At 38.6% G+C, this 19086-nt stretch carries 14 protein-coding genes; 10 read left to right on the top strand and 4 right to left on the bottom strand.

Annotated features, from left to right (window positions below):
- The first annotated feature begins 99 nt into the window (after positions 1-99).
- The gene (gene metG / locus G7Y32_RS04925; protein WP_165211461.1) at positions 100-2106 is read left to right on the top strand and encodes a methionine--tRNA ligase; all 2007 of its coding nucleotides are present in this window, start codon (positions 100-102) and stop codon (positions 2104-2106) included.
- Positions 2107-2770: 664 nt separating this feature from the next.
- Here metG and lrgB read toward each other — a convergent pair.
- The 4 genes from lrgB to G7Y32_RS04905 form a co-directional block, all read right to left on the bottom strand.
- The gene (gene lrgB / locus G7Y32_RS04920) at positions 2771-3496 is read right to left on the bottom strand and encodes an antiholin-like protein LrgB (protein WP_004227909.1); all 726 of its coding nucleotides are present in this window, start codon (positions 3494-3496) and stop codon (positions 2771-2773) included.
- Between the two features lies 1 nt (position 3497).
- Complete coding sequence (locus tag G7Y32_RS04915) at positions 3498-3962, bottom strand: CidA/LrgA family protein (RefSeq protein WP_004229776.1); 465 nt, start codon at positions 3960-3962, stop codon at positions 3498-3500.
- 157 nt (positions 3963-4119) lie between these two features.
- Positions 4120-4854, bottom strand: coding sequence for a LytR/AlgR family response regulator transcription factor (locus tag G7Y32_RS04910; RefSeq protein ID WP_004225806.1), 735 nt, complete (start codon positions 4852-4854; stop codon positions 4120-4122).
- The gene (locus G7Y32_RS04905; protein ID WP_165211458.1) at positions 4835-6586 is read right to left on the bottom strand and encodes a LytS/YhcK type 5TM receptor domain-containing protein; all 1752 of its coding nucleotides are present in this window, start codon (positions 6584-6586) and stop codon (positions 4835-4837) included. Before G7Y32_RS04905 ends, G7Y32_RS04910 begins: the two co-directional genes overlap by 20 nt.
- A 1080-nt stretch (positions 6587-7666) precedes the next feature.
- On the opposite strand from G7Y32_RS04905, the gene G7Y32_RS04900 reads away from it, so the two are divergent.
- From G7Y32_RS04900 to G7Y32_RS04860, 9 genes are all read left to right on the top strand, one after another.
- Complete coding sequence (locus G7Y32_RS04900; protein WP_165211455.1) at positions 7667-10096, top strand: GH39 family glycosyl hydrolase; 2430 nt, start codon at positions 7667-7669, stop codon at positions 10094-10096.
- A gap of 169 nt (positions 10097-10265) precedes the next feature.
- The gene (locus G7Y32_RS04895) at positions 10266-12116 is read left to right on the top strand and encodes a glycoside-pentoside-hexuronide (GPH):cation symporter (protein ID WP_165211452.1); all 1851 of its coding nucleotides are present in this window, start codon (positions 10266-10268) and stop codon (positions 12114-12116) included.
- A 376-nt stretch (positions 12117-12492) separates the two neighbouring features.
- On the top strand, positions 12493-13593 hold the full coding sequence (locus G7Y32_RS04890) for a Gfo/Idh/MocA family protein (protein WP_165211449.1): 1101 nt from the start codon (positions 12493-12495) through the stop codon (positions 13591-13593).
- 29 nt (positions 13594-13622) lie between these two features.
- Positions 13623-14693, top strand: coding sequence for a Gfo/Idh/MocA family protein (locus tag G7Y32_RS04885; protein ID WP_165211446.1), 1071 nt, complete (start codon positions 13623-13625; stop codon positions 14691-14693).
- 59 nt (positions 14694-14752) lie between these two features.
- Positions 14753-15667: a sugar phosphate isomerase/epimerase family protein gene (locus tag G7Y32_RS04880; RefSeq protein ID WP_165211443.1), complete on the top strand. Its 915-nt coding sequence runs from the start codon at positions 14753-14755 to the stop codon at positions 15665-15667.
- 13 nt (positions 15668-15680) lie between these two features.
- Positions 15681-16685 (top strand): sugar phosphate isomerase/epimerase family protein, encoded by a 1005-nt coding sequence (locus G7Y32_RS04875; RefSeq protein ID WP_206221354.1) that lies wholly within the window; start codon positions 15681-15683, stop codon positions 16683-16685.
- A gap of 10 nt (positions 16686-16695) precedes the next feature.
- The gene (locus G7Y32_RS04870) at positions 16696-17088 is read left to right on the top strand and encodes a C-glycoside deglycosidase beta subunit domain-containing protein (protein ID WP_165211440.1); all 393 of its coding nucleotides are present in this window, start codon (positions 16696-16698) and stop codon (positions 17086-17088) included.
- A 55-nt stretch (positions 17089-17143) separates the two neighbouring features.
- Positions 17144-17950 carry a Cof-type HAD-IIB family hydrolase gene (locus G7Y32_RS04865; protein ID WP_165211437.1) on the top strand — a complete coding sequence of 269 codons (807 nt, stop codon included), beginning with the start codon at positions 17144-17146 and terminating at the stop codon, positions 17948-17950.
- A 24-nt stretch (positions 17951-17974) separates the two neighbouring features.
- Positions 17975-18946, top strand: a complete 972-nt coding sequence (locus tag G7Y32_RS04860) for an ROK family glucokinase (protein WP_165211435.1) — start codon at positions 17975-17977, stop codon at positions 18944-18946.
- The last annotated feature ends 140 nt before the right edge of the window (positions 18947-19086 follow it).

Genomic DNA, 19086 nt, shown 5'->3' with positions numbered 1-19086 from the left:
TCTCGGCGGCCAGTAAAAAATAAACCATAAAGACAGCCCGTGATTTTCAAGAAAACCAGATGGCCGTCTATCAACTTAGATAAAGGAAGACGATAAACCATGTCTAATAAAACATTTTATGTGACGACTCCAATCTACTACCCATCAGGCAAGCTGCACATTGGATCTGCCTATACGACCATTGCCTGTGACGTTCTGGCCCGTTATAAACGCATGATGAACTATGATGTGCGTTATTTGACTGGGCTTGACGAACATGGTCAAAAAATGCAGCAAAAAGCCCAAGAAGCTGGCATCACTCCTCAAGAATATGTTGACGGTATGGCTAAGGAAGTTAAAGAGTTGTGGAAACTCCTAGATATTTCTTATGACCAATTTATCCGCACCACAGATGATTTCCACGAAGAAGTGGTTGCTAAGATTTTCGAAAAATTGCTAGCGCAGGGCGATATTTATCTGGGTGAGTACACAGGTTGGTATTCTGTCTCTGATGAAGAATTCTTCACGGAAAGCCAATTGGCTGAGGTCTATCGCGATGAAAATGGTAATATGATTGGCGGTGTAGCGCCATCTGGCCATGAGGTTGAAAAGGTCTCAGAAGAATCTTATTTCTTCCGTATGAGTAAGTACGCCGATCGCTTGATTGCCTATTATAAGGAGCACCCAGAGTTCATTCAGCCTGACGGCCGTATGAACGAAATGCTCAAGAACTTTATCGAACCAGGCTTAGAAGATTTGGCCGTTTCGCGTACGACCTACACTTGGGGGATTAAGGTGCCATCAAATCCCAAACATGTTATCTATGTTTGGATTGATGCCCTGATGAACTATATTACCGCGCTTGGCTATGGACAGGAAAATCAGGCTGACTTTGATAAATTCTGGCACAATGATGCTAACCATGAAGTTCTTCACATGATTGGAAAAGACATCCTGCGTTTTCACTCCATCTACTGGCCTATTATGCTGATGGCTCTTGATTTACCATTGCCAACACGTTTAGTAGCGCATGGTTGGTTCGTCATGCAAGACGGCAAGATGTCCAAATCAAAAGGTAATGTTGTTTATCCAGAAATGCTGGTCGAACGCTTCGGACTGGACCCTCTTCGTTACTACCTTATGCGTAGCCTGCCCGTTGGTTCAGATGGGACCTTTACGCCAGAGGACTATGTCGGTCGGATTAATTATGAATTAGCCAACGACTTGGGCAACCTCCTCAATCGGACGGTTGCTATGATTAATAAATATTTTGATGGTTATGTTCCTGCCTTTGCCACAGCCACTGAATTTGATGCAGACTTGGCGGCAGTTGTAGCGGATAATATTTCAGAATATCACCAACAGATGGGAGCTATTGATTTTCCTAAGGCCCTAGAAGCAGTTTGGACCATCATTTCGCGCACGAATAAGTATATTGATGAAACAGCGCCTTGGCTGCTGGCTAAGAATGAAGATCAGAAAGCTCAATTGGCAGCTGTTCTGGCTCACTTAGCCGCTAGCCTACGTGTTATCGCTCACCTCATCCAACCGTTCATGATGGAAACATCCAATGCCATTATGGAACAGCTGGGCTTGGGTAAAGACTTTGATTTAGAAAATCTTAGTTTGGCTGATCTGCCATCGGACATCAAAGTGATTCAAAAAGGAAGGCCTATTTTCCCGCGTCGGGATATGGACGAAGAAATTGCCTATATCAAAGAACAAATGACAGCCGACAAGCCTCAGTCCGAAGAAGAATGGAAACCTGAAGAAGTTGAGCTTAAATCCAGCAAGAGCCAGATCAAATTTGATGATTTTGATAAGATTGAAATCCGTGTTGCAGAAGTTAAAGAAGTCTCTAAGGTAGAAGGATCAGACAAGTTGCTTTGTTTCCGTTTGGATGCAGGCGATGGTGAAGACCGTCAAATTTTATCAGGCATTGCCCAATACTATCCGAACGAGCAAGAATTGGTCGGCAAAAAACTCCAAATCGTTGCCAACCTTAAACCTCGTAAGATGATGAAAAAATATATCAGTCAAGGAATGATTCTCTCGGCTGAACATGAGGGCCAATTGACCCTGCTAACCGTTGATCCTAGCGTGCCAAATGGCTCTGTTATTGGTTAGAGGACCTATGCGTTAAAATAATAAAAAGGTCAGGATTTTTGCCTATCCTGATCTTTTTTATGTTACTCATTAATGATACTTTGAAAGTCAACATGAGATGTCAGTGGTACCAATTTGCCGAACTTTTGAGAGTGGGACAAACAGCCATAATGGTTTCGCCCTACCCACAAAATATTGTAATCTCTGAAGATTGCGTATAAAAGGTCTTGCATCCTATTGGCTATTTTAGATAGAGTAGTTTGCCACAGTGGTTGGGAGTAAGACTTGTTAGTTACGCCAAGAAGTCTTACTCTCTGCACAGGTCATTAGGGGCTTTAGCACCAATGAACACCGCCGGTTGGAAGTCCTTTCCTTGTCTATTTTTGATTTTTTTTGAGTATGACTTTAACTAATCGCTCTAGTAAATTATCTTAGATTTTCTAGCAAGAATGTTATGACCTGCCTTCCTCTTTTTTACAGGCTATTTTGTTAACTGGTAATACTTATTTAAGAGTAAAAATTACTCCTGCTTTATCATTCCGAGTTAGTTTTCATAATCTCCTAATAATCTATTAACCTCTAATGATATTAATCTGTTTTATTATCAGTTACCCATCCAATTATCCATTGATTTTCGATGGCAACAAAGCATAAGGTGGTAAGCGCTGTTGTTTTACCTAGCTATTTACAGGCCGGTTAGATAGCTAAAAATAGGGATAACGAAATCAACAACTAAGCCGATAATGACAACAGCAATAGCCGCCATGGCGCCTTCCAATTCTCCTAACTCTAGAGCAAATGCGGCTCCAACTGTATGACCGGAAGTCCCCAGCCCTAGACCGACGCCGATTTCACTTTTATCAAGTCGGAAGAATTTAACGAGTTTTTTACCTAGGGCATAGATAATCACAGCATTGAGAATGCAAGCCATAGCGGTAACGGCTGAATTACCTCCAATGGCGCTAGCGATGGGTAGAGCGATGGCAGTTGTTGCAGCCTGTGGCAGCATAGAAGCAGTGCTGACATGGCTGAGTCCAATCATTTTGGAAATGCTGACGATAAGGATTAAGGAAATGACCATGCCTAGCGTTAGGCTGGTAAGAATTTCCAACCAGTATTTTTTAATGGTGGCATTCTTCTTATAAAGGGGGACAGCAAAAGCGATAGTGGCTGGATTGAGGAACCAGAAAATCAAATCACCACCAGGCTTATAAGCTTGCGTGTAGAGGGTTTTAACATCGGTTCCTAATCCCTTAGCCAGTAAAATCAAGAGGATAATGCCGGCAACCATGGCAAAGAAAAGAGGTTGCAAGAGAAAGAACCCCTTGCTCTTTTTGAAGAGATATTGACCGATTGTATAGAGAATCAATGAGAAGCAAATACCGAAAATAGGTGTTTTCAATAGTTCCATTTTATTTACCCTCTACTTCCTTGGCAAATTTTTTCGATGGACGAAAATGAAATTTTTCTGCTAGGTCCGTTAAACTGACTTTCCTTAGAGATAGAATGGCACGGGTAACATAGGTAACGATAATCAGCATACCAACTGTTGATAGTCCGATGACCAGCACTAACTGTAGCCCTTCTGCCTGAAGGATATTGAGATTGGCAGCGATGGAAATGCCTGATGGAACGAACATAAAGCCAATCATGCTAATAAGGAGGGAGCCTAAAGAGTCTACCCATTCTACCTTGATAAGATGACTGCTGAGCAAGCCATACATTAAAAGGAGTCCGATAACAGTAGCAGGAATTGGCAAGGCTTTTGGCAGCAGCTCAGAGATGATTTGGGAAACCAAAAGAATGGCTGTATAGATAGACATTTGGATAAACATAGGTGCTGATTTTCTTTGGCGGGTTTCAGTCGTTTTTTTCATGATGCAGATATCTCCTTCCTTTGTTGAACGACTTTATTATAAAAGATTTTTTAGTAAACGTTTTCAATTTGGAGCCCGATTGCGAAAAAAAGAAGCTGAAATGCAATTTTCAACTTCTCAACGGCAAGATAAATTTTTGAGCTTATGGTGAATCATTTTACAAGGTAAGGTGGTTGTTTAATGCTTTTAAATAGGAGCGTCCAACAGGGAATTTTTCCCCATTAGTCATGACTAGTAAAAGAGTGTGGTTAAACCAAGGCTGGATTTCTTTAATCATTTCAAGATTGACAATGGTATTGCGGTGAATCTGTAAAAAGTTGGGAGATACCGCCCGCTTTTTAAACCAATTGAGGGGCTTTTTGACAGTATAACTGCTATCTTTAGTGCTGACGGTTAGCTCTCCATCTTCAACACTGGCTGCAACGATATCGGGTAGCTTTAAGACAACGCTGCGATCGGCTAGTGTCAAGGTCAATAATTCGACACTTTTTTGAGGCTTAACAGCAGCTGTTTCAGTTATGTTTAACTGTTGTATCTTTTGCGCTTTAGCGAGTGCTTTATCAATGCGTTCTTGCTCAAAGGGTTTTAGAACATAATCTACAGCATTACTGTCAAAAGCCTGAACAGCGTAGTCGTCGTAGGCAGTAGCAAAAACAACCAGAGGGGGCTGGGCCAGTTGCTCTAATTGATTAGCCAGAGTAAAGCCGTTTTCCTCACTGAGGGAGATATCCAGAAAAATCAAATCAATAGCCTGACGAAAGAGAATTTTTTCCGCTGAGCTAATATCTTCTGCCTCGAAAATCTCCGGTTGAGCAATCTGGGAGCTGTTTTGGATGAGGAAGCTTAATTCCTGCCGAGCTAGCTGTTCATCATCAAGAATCAGAATTTTCATGTTTATCATCTCCGATAGTGGTGTGCTTAGGGATAGTGTACCAGACAATGGTTCCCTCAGGGCCACTGTCAAAATGCAGACGGCTAATACTGCCGTAAAGGAGGGTAAGGCGATTGTTGAGATTAACTAAGGCTGTTCCTGATCCTGTACTTTCTGCGACGATTTCCTGTCCCAATTTATCAATGATAGCAGAAGAAATCCCTGTTCCATTATCCTTGACAGCTATTTTGTAGCTATTTTGTTCATCTGTGATGGTGATAAGAATACGATTGTCAGTCTTACGATCTTTAAAAGCGTGGCGAACAGCGTTTTCAACTAAAACCTGAAGTCCAAAGGGCGGTAAAGTTATAGATTCAGGAACTGTAATGTCATAGTCCAGCTGATATTTGTCGGGGAAGCGGAGTTTTTCAATATTCATATAAGCGTCCACATGGGATTTTTCTTGCTCTAAAGTGACCTCGCGGTCTTGACCGCCCTGCAGGCTAGTTCTAAAAAAGGTACTCAGCTGCATGAGAGCGTAGCGCGCCTTGCTGGCATCGATGCGGATTAGGGCACTAATGGTATTGATAGCATTGAAGAAAAAGTGGGGGTTGATTTGGGCTTGAAGGGCCTTAATTTCAGCAATACTAGCGAGTTTATTCTGCTCCTCGGCAATGCCTATGGCCAGTTGACCTGAGAAGATTTGTGCTAAGCCTAGAGCTAAATTTTCTTCTACCTCTGTTATTTGCTTATCACCAGCGAAATACATTTTTAAGGCACCTACAGTTTTGGCGTTAATCTTGAGGGGAACGACAATAGCAGAATTGAGAAGACAGTTTTTATCGGGACAAGAGATAGATGACTTATCCAAGGCGATTTGAGATTCTCCGCTTAAGATAACACTCTTGGAGAGATCAGTTTTGACAGGCTGCCCAGAAATATGATGATCTTGTCCTATCCCGATATGGGCCAGAACATTAGTACGATCAGTCAGCCCTACGGCATCAAAGTTGGTATGAGCTTTGATAATAGTACAGACTTTGGCTGCCGATTGCTGACTCAGCCCCTGTCGAAGGTAAGGCAGGGTTTGGCGTGTTAAATCTAAGACATCACGTGTCTGGACGGCGCGCAGTTGTTGCTCATTGGAAAGATAGGTCTTAAGAATAGCCAGAAACAGGGTTGATCCTAGACAGTTGAGCAGCATCATAGGAATAACAATCAGTTTGACCAAATCCCAGCCTGTAAAGATGCCAACGAAAAGCATCTGAATAGACTCTGCCAACAAACTGATAAAAATCACTTGGGCCGTAGATGGATAGAGCCTTTTCCCCCTTAGATAATCGCCGATACGGCCACTGAGGTAGCCGACCAGAGAAGAACTGATAATGTAAAAGGCGCCGGAAAAATTTCCTTGGAGGAAGCGATGAATCCCGCCGATAAAGCCTACCACCGTACCAACCAGTGGGCCGCCTACTAGACTGGCGGTTGTAATAACGAGTGTCCTAGTATTGGCCAGTGAATCTGAGTGAGAAATAGAGGTGAGAATTGGTCTTTCAACCAAGCTTCGGTCTCCTCTGATTTCGATTCCTGTCATATTAGAGATAATGACAAAAATGCCAAAGATGATCATTAAAGCAATTTTTTCACGTTTGGACCGCTCAACAATCAGCTGTCGAAAGTAACTGTTATTGACAAGTAAGAAGGCTAGGATCATAATAATTCCCAGCCTTTGGAAAAGCAGAATCATTAACATAGTGAGAGCCTCCCTTAGCTGCCTGTTGTACGGCTGTGTCTAGTCTCCATTTTACTATTAGAGAAATCTAGTCAGTGTAGATATCTTAATCCATGATAATCATACTAATGGCACTGACATCTTGAATAATTGAATTGACGAAAGAATTTGCTAGAACTAGCTTCGTTAAACGGATACTAAATACATTCGAGGAAGAAGATGCGATAGCTAGATAATAATCATGGCTGTGATTGGCTGCTGTCCACTTTTGATGGGACACACGCGCCCTATCATTGCAGCCTACCCTTCATGTCTGCAATCTAAACGGAGACTGACTTGAGCAGATAAAACTCTTTGGCGCTACCTTTGACCACTTTACTGTAAAGGTAGTCTCTCTGCATCGCTAGTGGTAGCTTTCCTTCTGTATCAATTTTCGTTTCGCCATATCTGTGCTTGGGCCGGCAGAAAAGTGTATTCTGAGTCCACAATACCGACATTCCTATCAAAAAAGTGGATTTTTAATCGGCTTCCTCCCCGATCTTGTGCCTCTATTGTAAACGTTCTCTTTTACATTTTCAACTGGTAAATGGTTCCCATACTTTTTAAATAGGCGTAAATAAAAAGGCTAAAAAGCAATAAGCCCTTGTCTCATTAAGTATTTGCGCTAGTTGGTAGGGGCGTTTAGTCAGAAGTGAAATAAAAAATCCAGAGTGTTATAATGAAGTTAACTGTAAAGATCAAGATAAACAATGAGGATACGAAACAACTATGAGTCCATTCCATGCCTCTGTTGTTGTGGAAAACCTTGCAATAGTCAAGCGACTAAACATGCATAACACTTGAGAATGGGACAGAAGTCAATTTTTTATATAAATCAACTTCGCCGTTCCCCCTCTGTACAGTTGATTAGGATGGCCGCTAACAATTGCGGAGTAGTTAAACAGTCCAGTGGACTGTTTAAGGGGGTGCCTTAAATGGGGACTGCACCCCAAGATAAGGACCTTCCCAACCACTGCGTTAAACTATTATTACTGCAAAAAAATAGAGAGCTGGAATACTTTTTCCCAGCCTCCATAAACTTATTTTACGAGGAGGATAAGTATGAATTTTTTGAATCCTTGGGATCATATTAAAATATACTCGTTACAAAGAAAGGATAATTTTAATTTTTTTGATTCTAGAATCCATATATTATTTGTTTTAGATGGAGAAGTCGAAGTAAAGATAGATAATAAAACGATCATCCTTAAGAAGGATAATTTTTATATTATTCCTAAAGCAGTAGCTGTAGAAGCCACCCTGAAAACAGGGAAAGGTTTTCTATATGTTCTAGACTACTTTTCAAAAAATGATAAGGAGAACTATTCTTATGCCTTTAGGGGGAATAATATTGACCAAAGTAAGCCTACGGACTCTAATTTAATTTATTACCTTAAACAAATTTTGCTTTCAAAAATTGCTCCTAGTTCTAACACACAGACTGCTATTCTTCAAAAGTATTTTTCTCTTTTGGTTCTCCTAGAAGAGTACTATCGTGTTGAACTGAGACAACGAACTGATAAAAATATTAAAAGTCAGATAGAAGATATAAAGTTCTATATTGATAATAATTTTGAGAAAGAAATTCGATTGTCGGACCTAGCAGAGCAACTGTATGTAACAGAACAATATTTGTCTCGAATTTTCAAGGAACAAAATGGAATTGGAATTTCAGAGTACCTCATAAAATGCCGTTTGGCAAAAGTTAGGCAGCTATTGCTAGAAACTGATGATAGTATTACTGATATTGCTTATTCGTCTGGATTTTCGAATATCAATTCTTTTAATCGTCTTTTTAAAAAGTACCAAGGTGTAACACCCAGTGAATACCGTTTTGAGATAAAGAAAAATTTAAAAATAGAAAAAACTTCAGAAGAAGAAAAAATAGTGGACTTTGAGGAGGCTAAAGAATATTTAGTAGATAGCTCATATACTACTGAAAAAGAAAGAATTAGCATTAATACAGAAGTAGATCCAAGTTGGTCAGTTGAAAAGCAGCAAATGATGATTAATTTGGGATACGCTGGCGATTTAATATACGGTTCGTTGGTCAAAGAGTTAGCTTCCCTGAATAATTTTACGTCATTTGACTACGGTCGGACTTGGGGAATCTTAAGTGATTCAATTTTACACCAGAGAGATGATAGATTTGATTTTACCAAAGTAGATGAGATCTTACAAAATATATTAGATTTGAAACTAATTCCGTTCTTAGATTTAGGATTTAAGGGTAAACAAATTCACGAATCGATTTCTAAAGTTGTGAATCAAGAAAACTTTGAACTTCCTAATAATCAATTTTCAGATATACTAGAGCGTTATCGAGTATTCATGGAACATATTGTAGAACAATTCGGTTATGAAAATGTCCGACGATGGAAAATTGAAATTTGGAAGCCCAATCATTACGTCTTAGAAACTTTAGAAACTGAAGGATTAAAAAAGTTGGTGCTTGAAGATACTATTCTTGATATATCAAAGAATAGTGGCTATTTTTATTTTTTCAGTCAAGTGAAGACTCTAATACAAAGTATTATTCCCGAAATAGCAGTTGGGGGCAGTGGTCTTAGTTTAGATTTAGAAAGGCAGGATTATCAATCTTTTATTGAGGAGTGGTCGAATGAAGAAATAAAACCTGACTTTTTAACGGTTAGCATGTTTTCGTTTGATGGACTAAAACACAGGCCACATAGTAAGCGGTCATCAGCAGTTATTTCAGCAAACACCCATCTTTTTAAAGAACTTCTACAAAATATAAAGGAATGTCTAGATGAATCTAAATTATGCTCAACGATAATCGTGTCAGAATTCAATGTTACCATTAGTTCCAGAGATCTGATTAACGATACAGCATTTAAAGGTCCATATATCCTTAAGAACTTAATTGATATTTGGGGAATTTGTGAAATTGTTGGCTATTGGTTGGCTTCTGATCAATCCTTTTCAACTATAGATGTTAATAAGCAAGAAATTTTTGGGGGTAGTGGTTTAATTTCTAAAAATGGGATTCCGAAACCAAGTTTTTTTGCTTTTGACTTTTTAAATAATTTAGAAGGGAAATTACTTTATCAATCTGAGGGTGTTGTAGTTATAAAAAATCAAAACAAAATTTCATTATTACTCTATCATTATTGTCATCTGAATAATTTGTACTATTTTGAAGAAAATAGAAATTTAACCAAATTGACAATAGGAACTATTTTTGATGATGATGGAAAAACAGTTTACCAATTTGAAATCGGACAACTAAAACCTAATAGCGTATATAAGATTAAGTCAAGATACATGGGAGTTAATCACGGTGCTTTCTTGACGCAATTAAATGGCTTGAGCTTGGATGATCACTTTAGTCAAGAAGAGGTAAATTATCTCAAACTTAGATGTATACCTGAATTATCAAGGGAAAAAAGTAAAACGAATTTAAATGGAGAGCTAAAATATCAGGTTGAGTTAGAGCCACATGATATGGTTCTAGTGGAAATCGAAAAATAATATGTAAAAACAATGGTCTTTTTTTAAACAAAAGAGATCGTTGTTTTTTTTTAGACAAAAATGTATTGCTTAAATATTTAAAAGCGATAAGTGAAGCGATTACATTTTTGGCAAAATAAAGATGCCGAGTATTGTACAATGCAAAAATTATATTTGGAGGTTCTTTAAAATGGAGGAACAAAAAAAGCTCAGTAATCTTACTATGATTATGTATGGTATGGGTGATTTGGCTAGTCAATTTGTTTGGACATTTGTTGGGACATACCTAACCGTCTATTATACGGATATTGTTGGGTTAGCTCCTGCAGCAGTTTCAGCAATTATGTTCATTGCTCGTATTTTTGACGCCTTTAATGATCCTGTGATGGGGGTTATTGCTGAAAGAACAGAATCAAAATGGGGTAGATTTAGACCCTACATTATATTTGGTTCACCATTTTTAGTTGTATTTAGTGTCTTAACATTTACAGGTCCCTTTGGAAACGGAACATCAGGAGTTGCTTGGGCAGCATTCACATATATCATTGCTGGCTTACTTTATACTTTAGTTACAATACCTTATGGAGCTATGGCTGCCGTCATGACCACGGACGATCAAGAACGCAATACGCTGAATGCTTATCGATCAATTGGGATGAATGCAGGTATGATTATTGTAAATTCATTATCTGTTCCAATTATGCTATTCTTTTCAAAAGGCTCAAAAACTGCAACTAGTTCAGGATATTTGATGACCGCTCTGATCTATGCGATTGTATCATTACCAATTTTCTACGGAGTCTTTAAAACAGCGAGAGAAGTTGTAAAACCCATTCGTTCAGAAAAAGTTCCATTAAGTGTTACTTTAAAAAATATTGTGGGTAATAAATACTTAATGATTGTATTTGGGATCATGATTCTTCAAATGACTGCCTATATGGGGAGGATTGCCATAACATCATACTACGTTATTTACTGTTTAGGTAGTTTTGCATTAATTTCACTATTAATGACTATTCCTTCTATTGGAGGTGTAATCTGTTCTTTATTTATCGTTCCTTTGATTAAAAAGTTTGGGAAACGAACAGTTCTGGCAGGATCTATGATGATTCAAGGTATTGGCTTAATAATTGTTTACTTTTCTGATTTTTCGAATATTATATTGATTATCATTGGGCACATCATTTTTGGTATCTTTAATATGGGTTACCCAATCACCTTAACGATGGTTGCTGATTCGGTTGATTACCAAGAGCTACAAACTGGTGTTCGTACAGACGGTACTGCTTATGCAACTTATGGATTAGCAACAAAAGTCGGTAATGCTGTGGGTGGTGCAGTAGGTGTCTTGGCCTTGTCCTACATGGGGTACAGACCAAATGTTCAACAAACACCTAGTACTCAAGCAGGAATTAACTTAATTGTAAATTTGGTTCCTGCAATTCTATTCATTATTGGTGCAGCTATAGCTTACTTTATGTGGGACCTTTCAGCAGAACGAATGGATGAAATTCATCTCCAATTAATGGATAAACGTGAAATTCGTGCCAATGTTGATGAAGTATCAGAAGAAATTGTGGTAAGTGACGAGAGAATATATGCCCCCGTTTCAGGTAAATTCATTTCTCTGGAAAATGTAGACGATAATGTATTTGCAAGTGGTGCACTTGGACAAGGATTTGCAATTAAGCCGGACTCCAGCATTCTTGTGTCACCAGCAAATGGTATCGTTACAAGTGTTTATTCAACAGGACATGTTTATACATTGAGAACTACAAATGGTGCCGAACTCTTGATTCACTTGGGCTTGGGAACCGTTGCACTAGATGGCAAGGGATTTGCTAAGACTGTTAAAGTGGGCGATAAAGTTCAGGTTGGGCAACAATTAGGCGCATTTGATAGAGATGTTATTGAAGGCGCAGGCTTAGATGATATTGTATTAGTCCTTGTCACAAATACTTTAGATTACAGCTCTATCACAAGTCTGGTTCAAGATGGTCAGGTATCAGTTGAGGATGCCTTACTACAAGTTAAGAAATAACTTTAATAATGAGGATGGGAAACAAAGTCTTATCCTCATTTTTGTTACCAATTCTTACACCCAAAAGTTCTTAGAGATAGAACATCCGATATTCTTTAAGAGAAAAGGGAATTGATAATGGGCGTTCCCTTATAGTTTTATACAAGCTGATATTGAATTACTGAGGTTAGTTCTTCTACCATCAGCATTTATATAGATAAGTCGTTTATGTTTAAATAATATCATTAAAAATGATACTTTTTTGCATTTATATAAGAATAGAGAATAAATACCACAAAATCAGGAGAACAAGGAAGTTTAAAAATGAGAAGTTTTATGGTGAATTTGGTCTTATAATAATAGGCGTAAATGATAATAGAATATGGAGGAAGTTATCATGAATAAATTAAGATTCGGTATCATCGGTTGTGGTGGTATTGCTAATAGCAAGCATTTTCCTGCACTTGCTAAATTGTCTGATAAACTCGAAATTGTAGCTTTCTGTGACATTATTGAGGAACGTGCTCAAAAAGCTGCTAAAGAATATGGTGTGGAAGGTGCTCTTGTCACAACTGACTATCATGACATTGCTAACCATCCTGATATTGATGTTATCCATGTCTTGACACCAAATGTATCTCACTCAGAAATTACTGTTGCTTCACTTGAAGGCGGTAAGCATGTTATGTGCGAAAAACCAATGGCTATCAACTATGAAGAAGCAAAAGCCATGCTTGATGCTGCTAAACGTACTGGTAAGAAGTTGACTATCGGTTACCAAAATCGTTTCCGTGCCGATTCGCTAGCTACTAAGGATGCTTGTGAAAATGGTGAACTGGGCGATATTTACTTTGCAAAAGCTCATGCTGTTCGTCGTAAAGGTGTTCCAACTTGGGGTGTCTTTCCAGACAAATCTAAACAAGGCGGCGGACCGCTTATTGATATCGGCACTCACGCCCTTGACTTGACTTTGTGGTACATGGACAACTACGAACCAGCTATGGTACTTGGCTCAACCTACCAAAAATTGAAAGATAATCCAATGGGAAATATGTTTGGCCCTTGGGATCCAGAAACGTTTGAAACAGAAGATTCAGCCTTTGGTCTTATTAAGATGAAAAACGGAGCAACTATCTTCCTTGAAGCTGCTTGGGCACTCAATATGATTAACCCTAAAGAAGCCCAAGTAACCCTTTGTGGAGATAAAGGTGGTGCTGAAATGTTTGGCGCAGCTTTCATGGATAAAGGTTATGTTGTTTTCAATAAAGCCGCACATGGTCAATTGGAAGAAACAAAACCTTCTGAAGCGGGTGGTGTTTTTGGATTTGCAGGTGCAAGTCTCGAACAACGTGATGCGGAGGCTCAACAATGGCTTGATGCCATCATTAACGATAAAGAACCAATGGTTAAACCTGAACAAGCAATAGTTGTAACACGTATTCTTGAAGCTATTTACAAATCAGCTGAAACTGGTCAAGTCGTTGTTTTTGATGACTAAGTGAGATGAATTGGCATGAGGTTAAGAACATGACAGAAAAGAAATTACATTTTGGTATTATCGGTTTTGGCTTTATGGGGCAAACTCATGCCAAAATGATTACGGAAGATTTAGAGTATGCAGAATTAGTTGCCGTTTGTGACATCAATAAAATGCAATTAGAAAATGCTAAGGACGGTTATGAAACCTATTTAACTGCGGATGAATTGCTGCAAAATGATGTTATTGATACAGTGATTATTGCAATTCCTAATCACCTTCATTTAGATATGGTAAAAAAGGTGGCAGCAGCAGGAAAAGATATTATTTGTGAAAAGCCTGCTGCTCTGAATGCAAAAGAATTTGAAGAAATGCAAGCTGCTGTTGAGAATGCAGGGGTACGGTTCACAATTCATCATCAACGCCGCTGGGATCAAGATTATTGTATTGCTAAAGAAATGTATCAAAGTGGTACTCTCGGAAAAACCTATACCATTCAGAATAGTTTGTATGGCTTCAATGGGAATATGCATGACTGGCATATTTATCCTGAATTTGGTGGTGGTATGCTATATGACTGGGGCGTTCATCTCTTGGATCAAATGCTCTACATGGTTGATAGTGAAGTTGAAGCCGTCTATGCAACCGTTAAGAATGTGATTAACAAGGATGTTGATGATTATTTTAATATTCAACTCCAATTCAAAAATGGTGTAACAGGGCAAGTCGAACTTGGTACTTATTTCTTAGATAATTCAGATGGCTGGTTTGAGCGGCACTGGTTCCTTGGTGGTAACAAAGGAAGTGCCAAAATCGATGGCTTTCACCCAGAAGGACACATAACTCGAACAACAGATTTGCTTCATAATGTTCCTGGACAAATTACCATGACAGCAGCCGGTCCCACTCGTTCGTTTGGTCCAGCTCCTGAAGGCCGTATTGTGACGGAATCCCTTCCAGAAGTTAACGTTAGCCATAAGATGTATTTTGATCGCTATTATGACTATGTGGTAGGTAAGGGAGAATTGGTTGTGAAGCCAGAAGAGATCTTACGACTAATGAAATTAGTGGATGCCATTCGTGTATCTGCAAAAGAGCATCGCAGTATTTCCTTCGAATAAGTGATAAGTTTGGAGTTCGCCTATTGAGCGGACTCTCTGTTAATAGAAAGTGTGAAAAAATGAAACTTGGATTAGTCTCAGCAATTTTAGATCATAGTTCATTTGAAGAATTAATTGATATTTGTGCTGAAAATGGCTTGGAATGTGTCGAAGTAGCTTGTTGGCCACAAGAAAAAGCAAGTCGTCGCTATGCAGGAGTATCACATATTGATGTCGCTAATTTAGATGCTGACAAGGCTGAAGAATTAAATAGTTACGCGGCAAACAAGGGGGTTGAAATATCGTCATTAGCCTATTATCCCAACCCATTAGATGAAAATTTGGAAAAACGGCAAGAAGTCATTGCTCACTTGTACAAGGTTATTGATGCCTCGGCGTTGATGGGGGTTAATATGGTGACAACATTCATCGGACGCATGCCTAGTAAGGCTGTTCCTGAAAACTTAGAGGAAGTTAAAAAAGTGTGGCCTCCAATTATCGAATATGCTGCCAAAAAAGGAGTAAAAATTGCTATTGAAAATTGTCCGATGCTTTTTACAGAGGATGAGTGGCCAGGGGGCCAAAACTTGATGACCACACCTGCTATTTGGCGTCAAATTTTTAAAATTCTTCCTTATGATAATTTTGGGATCAATTATGATCCATCGCATTTTGTATGGCAACAAATTGATTATATTGCTCCACTATATGAATTTAAGGATAAAATCTTCCATGTCCATTATAAAGATATCAAACTTTTATTGGATAAATTGAAAGACGTTGGTGTAATGGCGACGCCTCTTCAATATATGAGTCCTAAATTACCGGGATTGGGTGATGTTGATTGGGGAAAATATGTATCAGCTTTGACTGATATCGGCTTTGATGGCTATACCTGCATAGAAGTAGAGGATAAATCTTTTGAAAAGGACGATCAAGCTGTTCTAAACTCAATTGCGCTAAGCACACGTTATCTTCGTCAATTTGTCATTTAGAAAGAGGGATATCATGAGTATCAAAACCGCTGTAAGTTTATATAGCTTACAAGATGAATTTATGAATGGTCGGATGTCTTTGGAAGATATCATGGCCTATCTTGATGAAAATCAAGTGCAAGGATTTGAAATTTTACCAGATCAAATGTTACATGGAACACCTCATCCCACCGAGGGGACTTTAACGGAATGGGATCGTATTCTTGCTAAAACGAAGTCCAAACCAGTTTGTGCCGATGTCTTTTTGAACACTAATCTTTACAATAACCGGACACTGACCGAAAAAGAATGTGTTGATTTGCTGATTGATGAAATCAAGCTGGCTCACCGCCTTGGCTTCAAATTGATTCGATTGGTATCAATGGTTCCAAGCTTTGTAATAGAACCACTGCTCCCATACGCAGAAAAATATGATGTAGCTTTTGCTCTAGAAATTCATGCTGGTATGAGCTTTAATGAACCTGCTACAGCGAAATTCATTGAAGAAATGAAACGTGTCAATTCTCCTTACTGCGGTATTGTCGTTGATACAGGTATTTTCTGCCATGCTATTCCACGCGTCTTCAATAACTTTAATGAAAAAGTCTTAGGTGTTGATCGCGGAGTGATTGATTTGTTCAATGCACAATTTGATAAAGGACTAGACGGGACTCATCTAATCGATCGCAATCGTAAGATGGTGCCAGAACTTGAAAAGTTTGCTACTCCTAAAAACATGCCTTACATTATGCTGGCAGATGGCTATGAAAACACACCATTGTCTGCACTTGATGAATTGATGCCTTATATTAAGCACTTTCATTTTAAACTGTGGGAAATGACAGAAGAAGGTATCGAATATTCTATCGATTATAAGAAGATTTTGCAGTATCTCCACGATCAACATTACGATGGTTATGTCGCAACCGAATATGAAGGTAATCGCTGGATTTTGCCGGGCAATCCAATGGTAGAAAAAGAACAGGTAGCTGCTCATCAAAAACTCTTGCGTGACCTGATTGCTGAGATTGAAGGATAGGAGGAGACAAATGTTTGATAATAATGTCTTTAAAAAGGATTCTTGTAAAAATACAGTAGTAGACGGCAAAACTGTCGGTTTTGAGTTGGAAACGTTCATTACTTACTATCGTGCTATTCCTTTGTCAATGGTTAATGATATTCGAGTTAAAGTTGATGGTACTGAGGTACCGCGTGATGCTATCCGCTGCAGCGCAGAAGGAGAAGATTGGTTCACACTTGATGAGATGACAACGGTTACCACTTATAAGTGGGAATACGATGTCCCTTTGAAAATTCGAGTGACTCAGGAAGAAGGGTTATCTTCGGGTGAACATGATGTTGAGTTAACTGTTGTTACTCGTACAGCGTATATTCCAATCCCAATTAAAGGTGTCAATACTAGAAAAGTTGTGATTGCATAAATTCTAAAATCCTGCGCTGTGGTTGTGCAGGATTTTCTTTTGGAAGGAATTGCGGATGAGTAAAATAAAAATCGTAGCAACGGACTTAGATGGTACCCTTTTAAACAATCAATTACTACTTTCAGATAGGAATTGTATTGCACTACATCAGTTAAAGAAAAAAGGTATCCATGTAGTCCTGTGTTCAGGTCGCCCTTTTAATGGAGTGAAACATTTATTAACTAAAATTGGCCTTGATGGGGCGGATTATACAATTTCTTATAACGGATCTTTGATCCAAACAGCTGATGGACGCGAAGTCCTTCATTATGCGAAACTATCTCCTTATGATTTTCAAAAATTGAATGAGCTTTTTACAAAATTTGGATTAGGTTTACATGCGATGACGATGGATAGGATGTATAGCTATAATCAGGAAGTTCATCCATTGACTATTCGAGAGTCATACTTAGGTAAGCTTCCCCTTACAGTTTTACGGACTAACATAATTGTTCAAAAACCAATTATAAAGCTGATGGCCGTGGGAGACGGTCAGCGAATTGATCAGGCTATGGCACAATTACCAAAGGAATTTGCTGATCGCTTCTCTTTCAATAAAAGTGAAGATTTCTACTTGGAAATCATGCAAAAAGGAGATAATAAAGCTAAAGCCTTACAAATTCTCATGGAAAGACTTGGGTTATCACCGGAACAGCTTATGGCATTTGGGAATAATCAGAATGATTTAGAAATGATTCGTCTGGCCGAAGTAGGTGTTGCTGTAGAAAATGCAGTCCCTGAACTAAAGAAGGTTAGTAATTTTTTAACGGAAAGTAATGATCATGATGGTGTAGCTCTATTTTTAGAGCGTTATGATATATAAATCAGAATATAAGGAAGTGTAAACATGAAAAAAATTATTGGTATTGATTTAGGCGGTACAAGTGTAAAAATAGCTATTATCTCTCCAAGTGGGGACATTTTAGAAAAATGGAGCATTCCGACAAATGGATTAGATAATGGAAATAACATTGTCTTTGATATTATTCACTCAATTCAGGAACATTTTGAGTTGCTACAATTGTCTGAAAAAGATTTTCTAGGTATTGGAATGGGATCACCAGGGAAGGTAAATCCAGTTGAAAAAACAGTTGTTGGGGCTTATAATCTTGGATGGTCACGTTTACAGCAGATTGGAAAGGTATTCGAAAACATATTTCCTCTTCCATTTTTTATTGGAAATGATGCCAATGTCGCTGCGCTGGGAGAGCAATGGAGAGGTGCAGGGAAAGGGGAACGTGATGTGGTTATGTTTACTTTGGGAACAGGAGTTGGAGGAGGAATTGTTGCAAATGGCCAACTAGTCACGGGTTTCGGAGGGGCTGCAGGAGAGATTGGGCACTTAAAAGTGGATACCGAACAGAGGTTTACTTGTACATGCGGGGGAAAAGGATGCTTAGAAACAGTCGCCTCTGCAACAGGAATTGTAAACTTAGCTCGCTATTTTTCAAAAGAATACGAGGATGTTTCAAGTATAAAGAAGGCAGTTGACGATGGAAATGATATTACCTCTAAAGAGATTTTTAATTCAGCCCAAAAAGGTGATGTACTTGCTAATACGATCGTAGATCAATTTGCTGGCTATCTCGGGCTGGCGTTATCTCATGTGGCCAATACTTTAAGTCCAAGTCATATTGTAATTGGCGGAGGAGTCTCCGCAGCAGGTGAATTCTTGCGCCAAAAGATTGCTGAAAAAACTTACGAAAATATCTTTCCACAAATCCGAGATAGATGCCAAATTTCTCTCGCTGAACTGGGTAATGATGCAGGTGTTATTGGTGCATCAAAATTAGTATTACTGGGAGTCAAGAATAATTAATGAAAAGCATAGATTCAAAAATAATTTGGATTACGAGTAAAAATAATTTGTAACATAATCAATTTTTAATGATACAATTTTCTGAACTAGTCTAGTGTTGTAAAAAGGACTATAACTTAGAATAACTATATTTAGTTTTG

The organism is Streptococcus tangpeifui (genome assembly GCF_011038795.1).
GTDB lineage: Bacteria > Bacillota > Bacilli > Lactobacillales > Streptococcaceae > Streptococcus > Streptococcus tangpeifui.
This window is presented reverse-complemented; position numbering and strand designations above follow the sequence as displayed.

Excerpts from the sequence above, each read along its gene's own strand:
- metG (WP_165211461.1), top strand. The coding sequence starts at position 100 with ATGTCTAATAAAACATTTTATGTGACGACTCCAATCTACTACCCATCA.
- lrgB (WP_004227909.1), bottom strand. The coding sequence starts at position 3,496 with ATGGAACTATTGAAAACACCTATTTTCGGTATTTGCTTCTCATTGATT.
- G7Y32_RS04915 (WP_004229776.1), bottom strand. The coding sequence starts at position 3,962 with ATGAAAAAAACGACTGAAACCCGCCAAAGAAAATCAGCACCTATGTTT.
- G7Y32_RS04910 (WP_004225806.1), bottom strand. The coding sequence starts at position 4,854 with ATGAAAATTCTGATTCTTGATGATGAACAGCTAGCTCGGCAGGAATTA.
- G7Y32_RS04905 (WP_165211458.1), bottom strand. The coding sequence starts at position 6,586 with ATGTTAATGATTCTGCTTTTCCAAAGGCTGGGAATTATTATGATCCTA.
- G7Y32_RS04900 (WP_165211455.1), top strand. The coding sequence starts at position 7,667 with ATGAATTTTTTGAATCCTTGGGATCATATTAAAATATACTCGTTACAA.
- G7Y32_RS04895 (WP_165211452.1), top strand. The coding sequence starts at position 10,266 with ATGGAGGAACAAAAAAAGCTCAGTAATCTTACTATGATTATGTATGGT.
- G7Y32_RS04890 (WP_165211449.1), top strand. The coding sequence starts at position 12,493 with ATGAATAAATTAAGATTCGGTATCATCGGTTGTGGTGGTATTGCTAAT.
- G7Y32_RS04885 (WP_165211446.1), top strand. The coding sequence starts at position 13,623 with ATGACAGAAAAGAAATTACATTTTGGTATTATCGGTTTTGGCTTTATG.
- G7Y32_RS04880 (WP_165211443.1), top strand. The coding sequence starts at position 14,753 with ATGAAACTTGGATTAGTCTCAGCAATTTTAGATCATAGTTCATTTGAA.
- G7Y32_RS04875 (WP_206221354.1), top strand. The coding sequence starts at position 15,681 with ATGAGTATCAAAACCGCTGTAAGTTTATATAGCTTACAAGATGAATTT.
- G7Y32_RS04870 (WP_165211440.1), top strand. The coding sequence starts at position 16,696 with ATGTTTGATAATAATGTCTTTAAAAAGGATTCTTGTAAAAATACAGTA.
- G7Y32_RS04865 (WP_165211437.1), top strand. The coding sequence starts at position 17,144 with ATGAGTAAAATAAAAATCGTAGCAACGGACTTAGATGGTACCCTTTTA.
- G7Y32_RS04860 (WP_165211435.1), top strand. The coding sequence starts at position 17,975 with ATGAAAAAAATTATTGGTATTGATTTAGGCGGTACAAGTGTAAAAATA.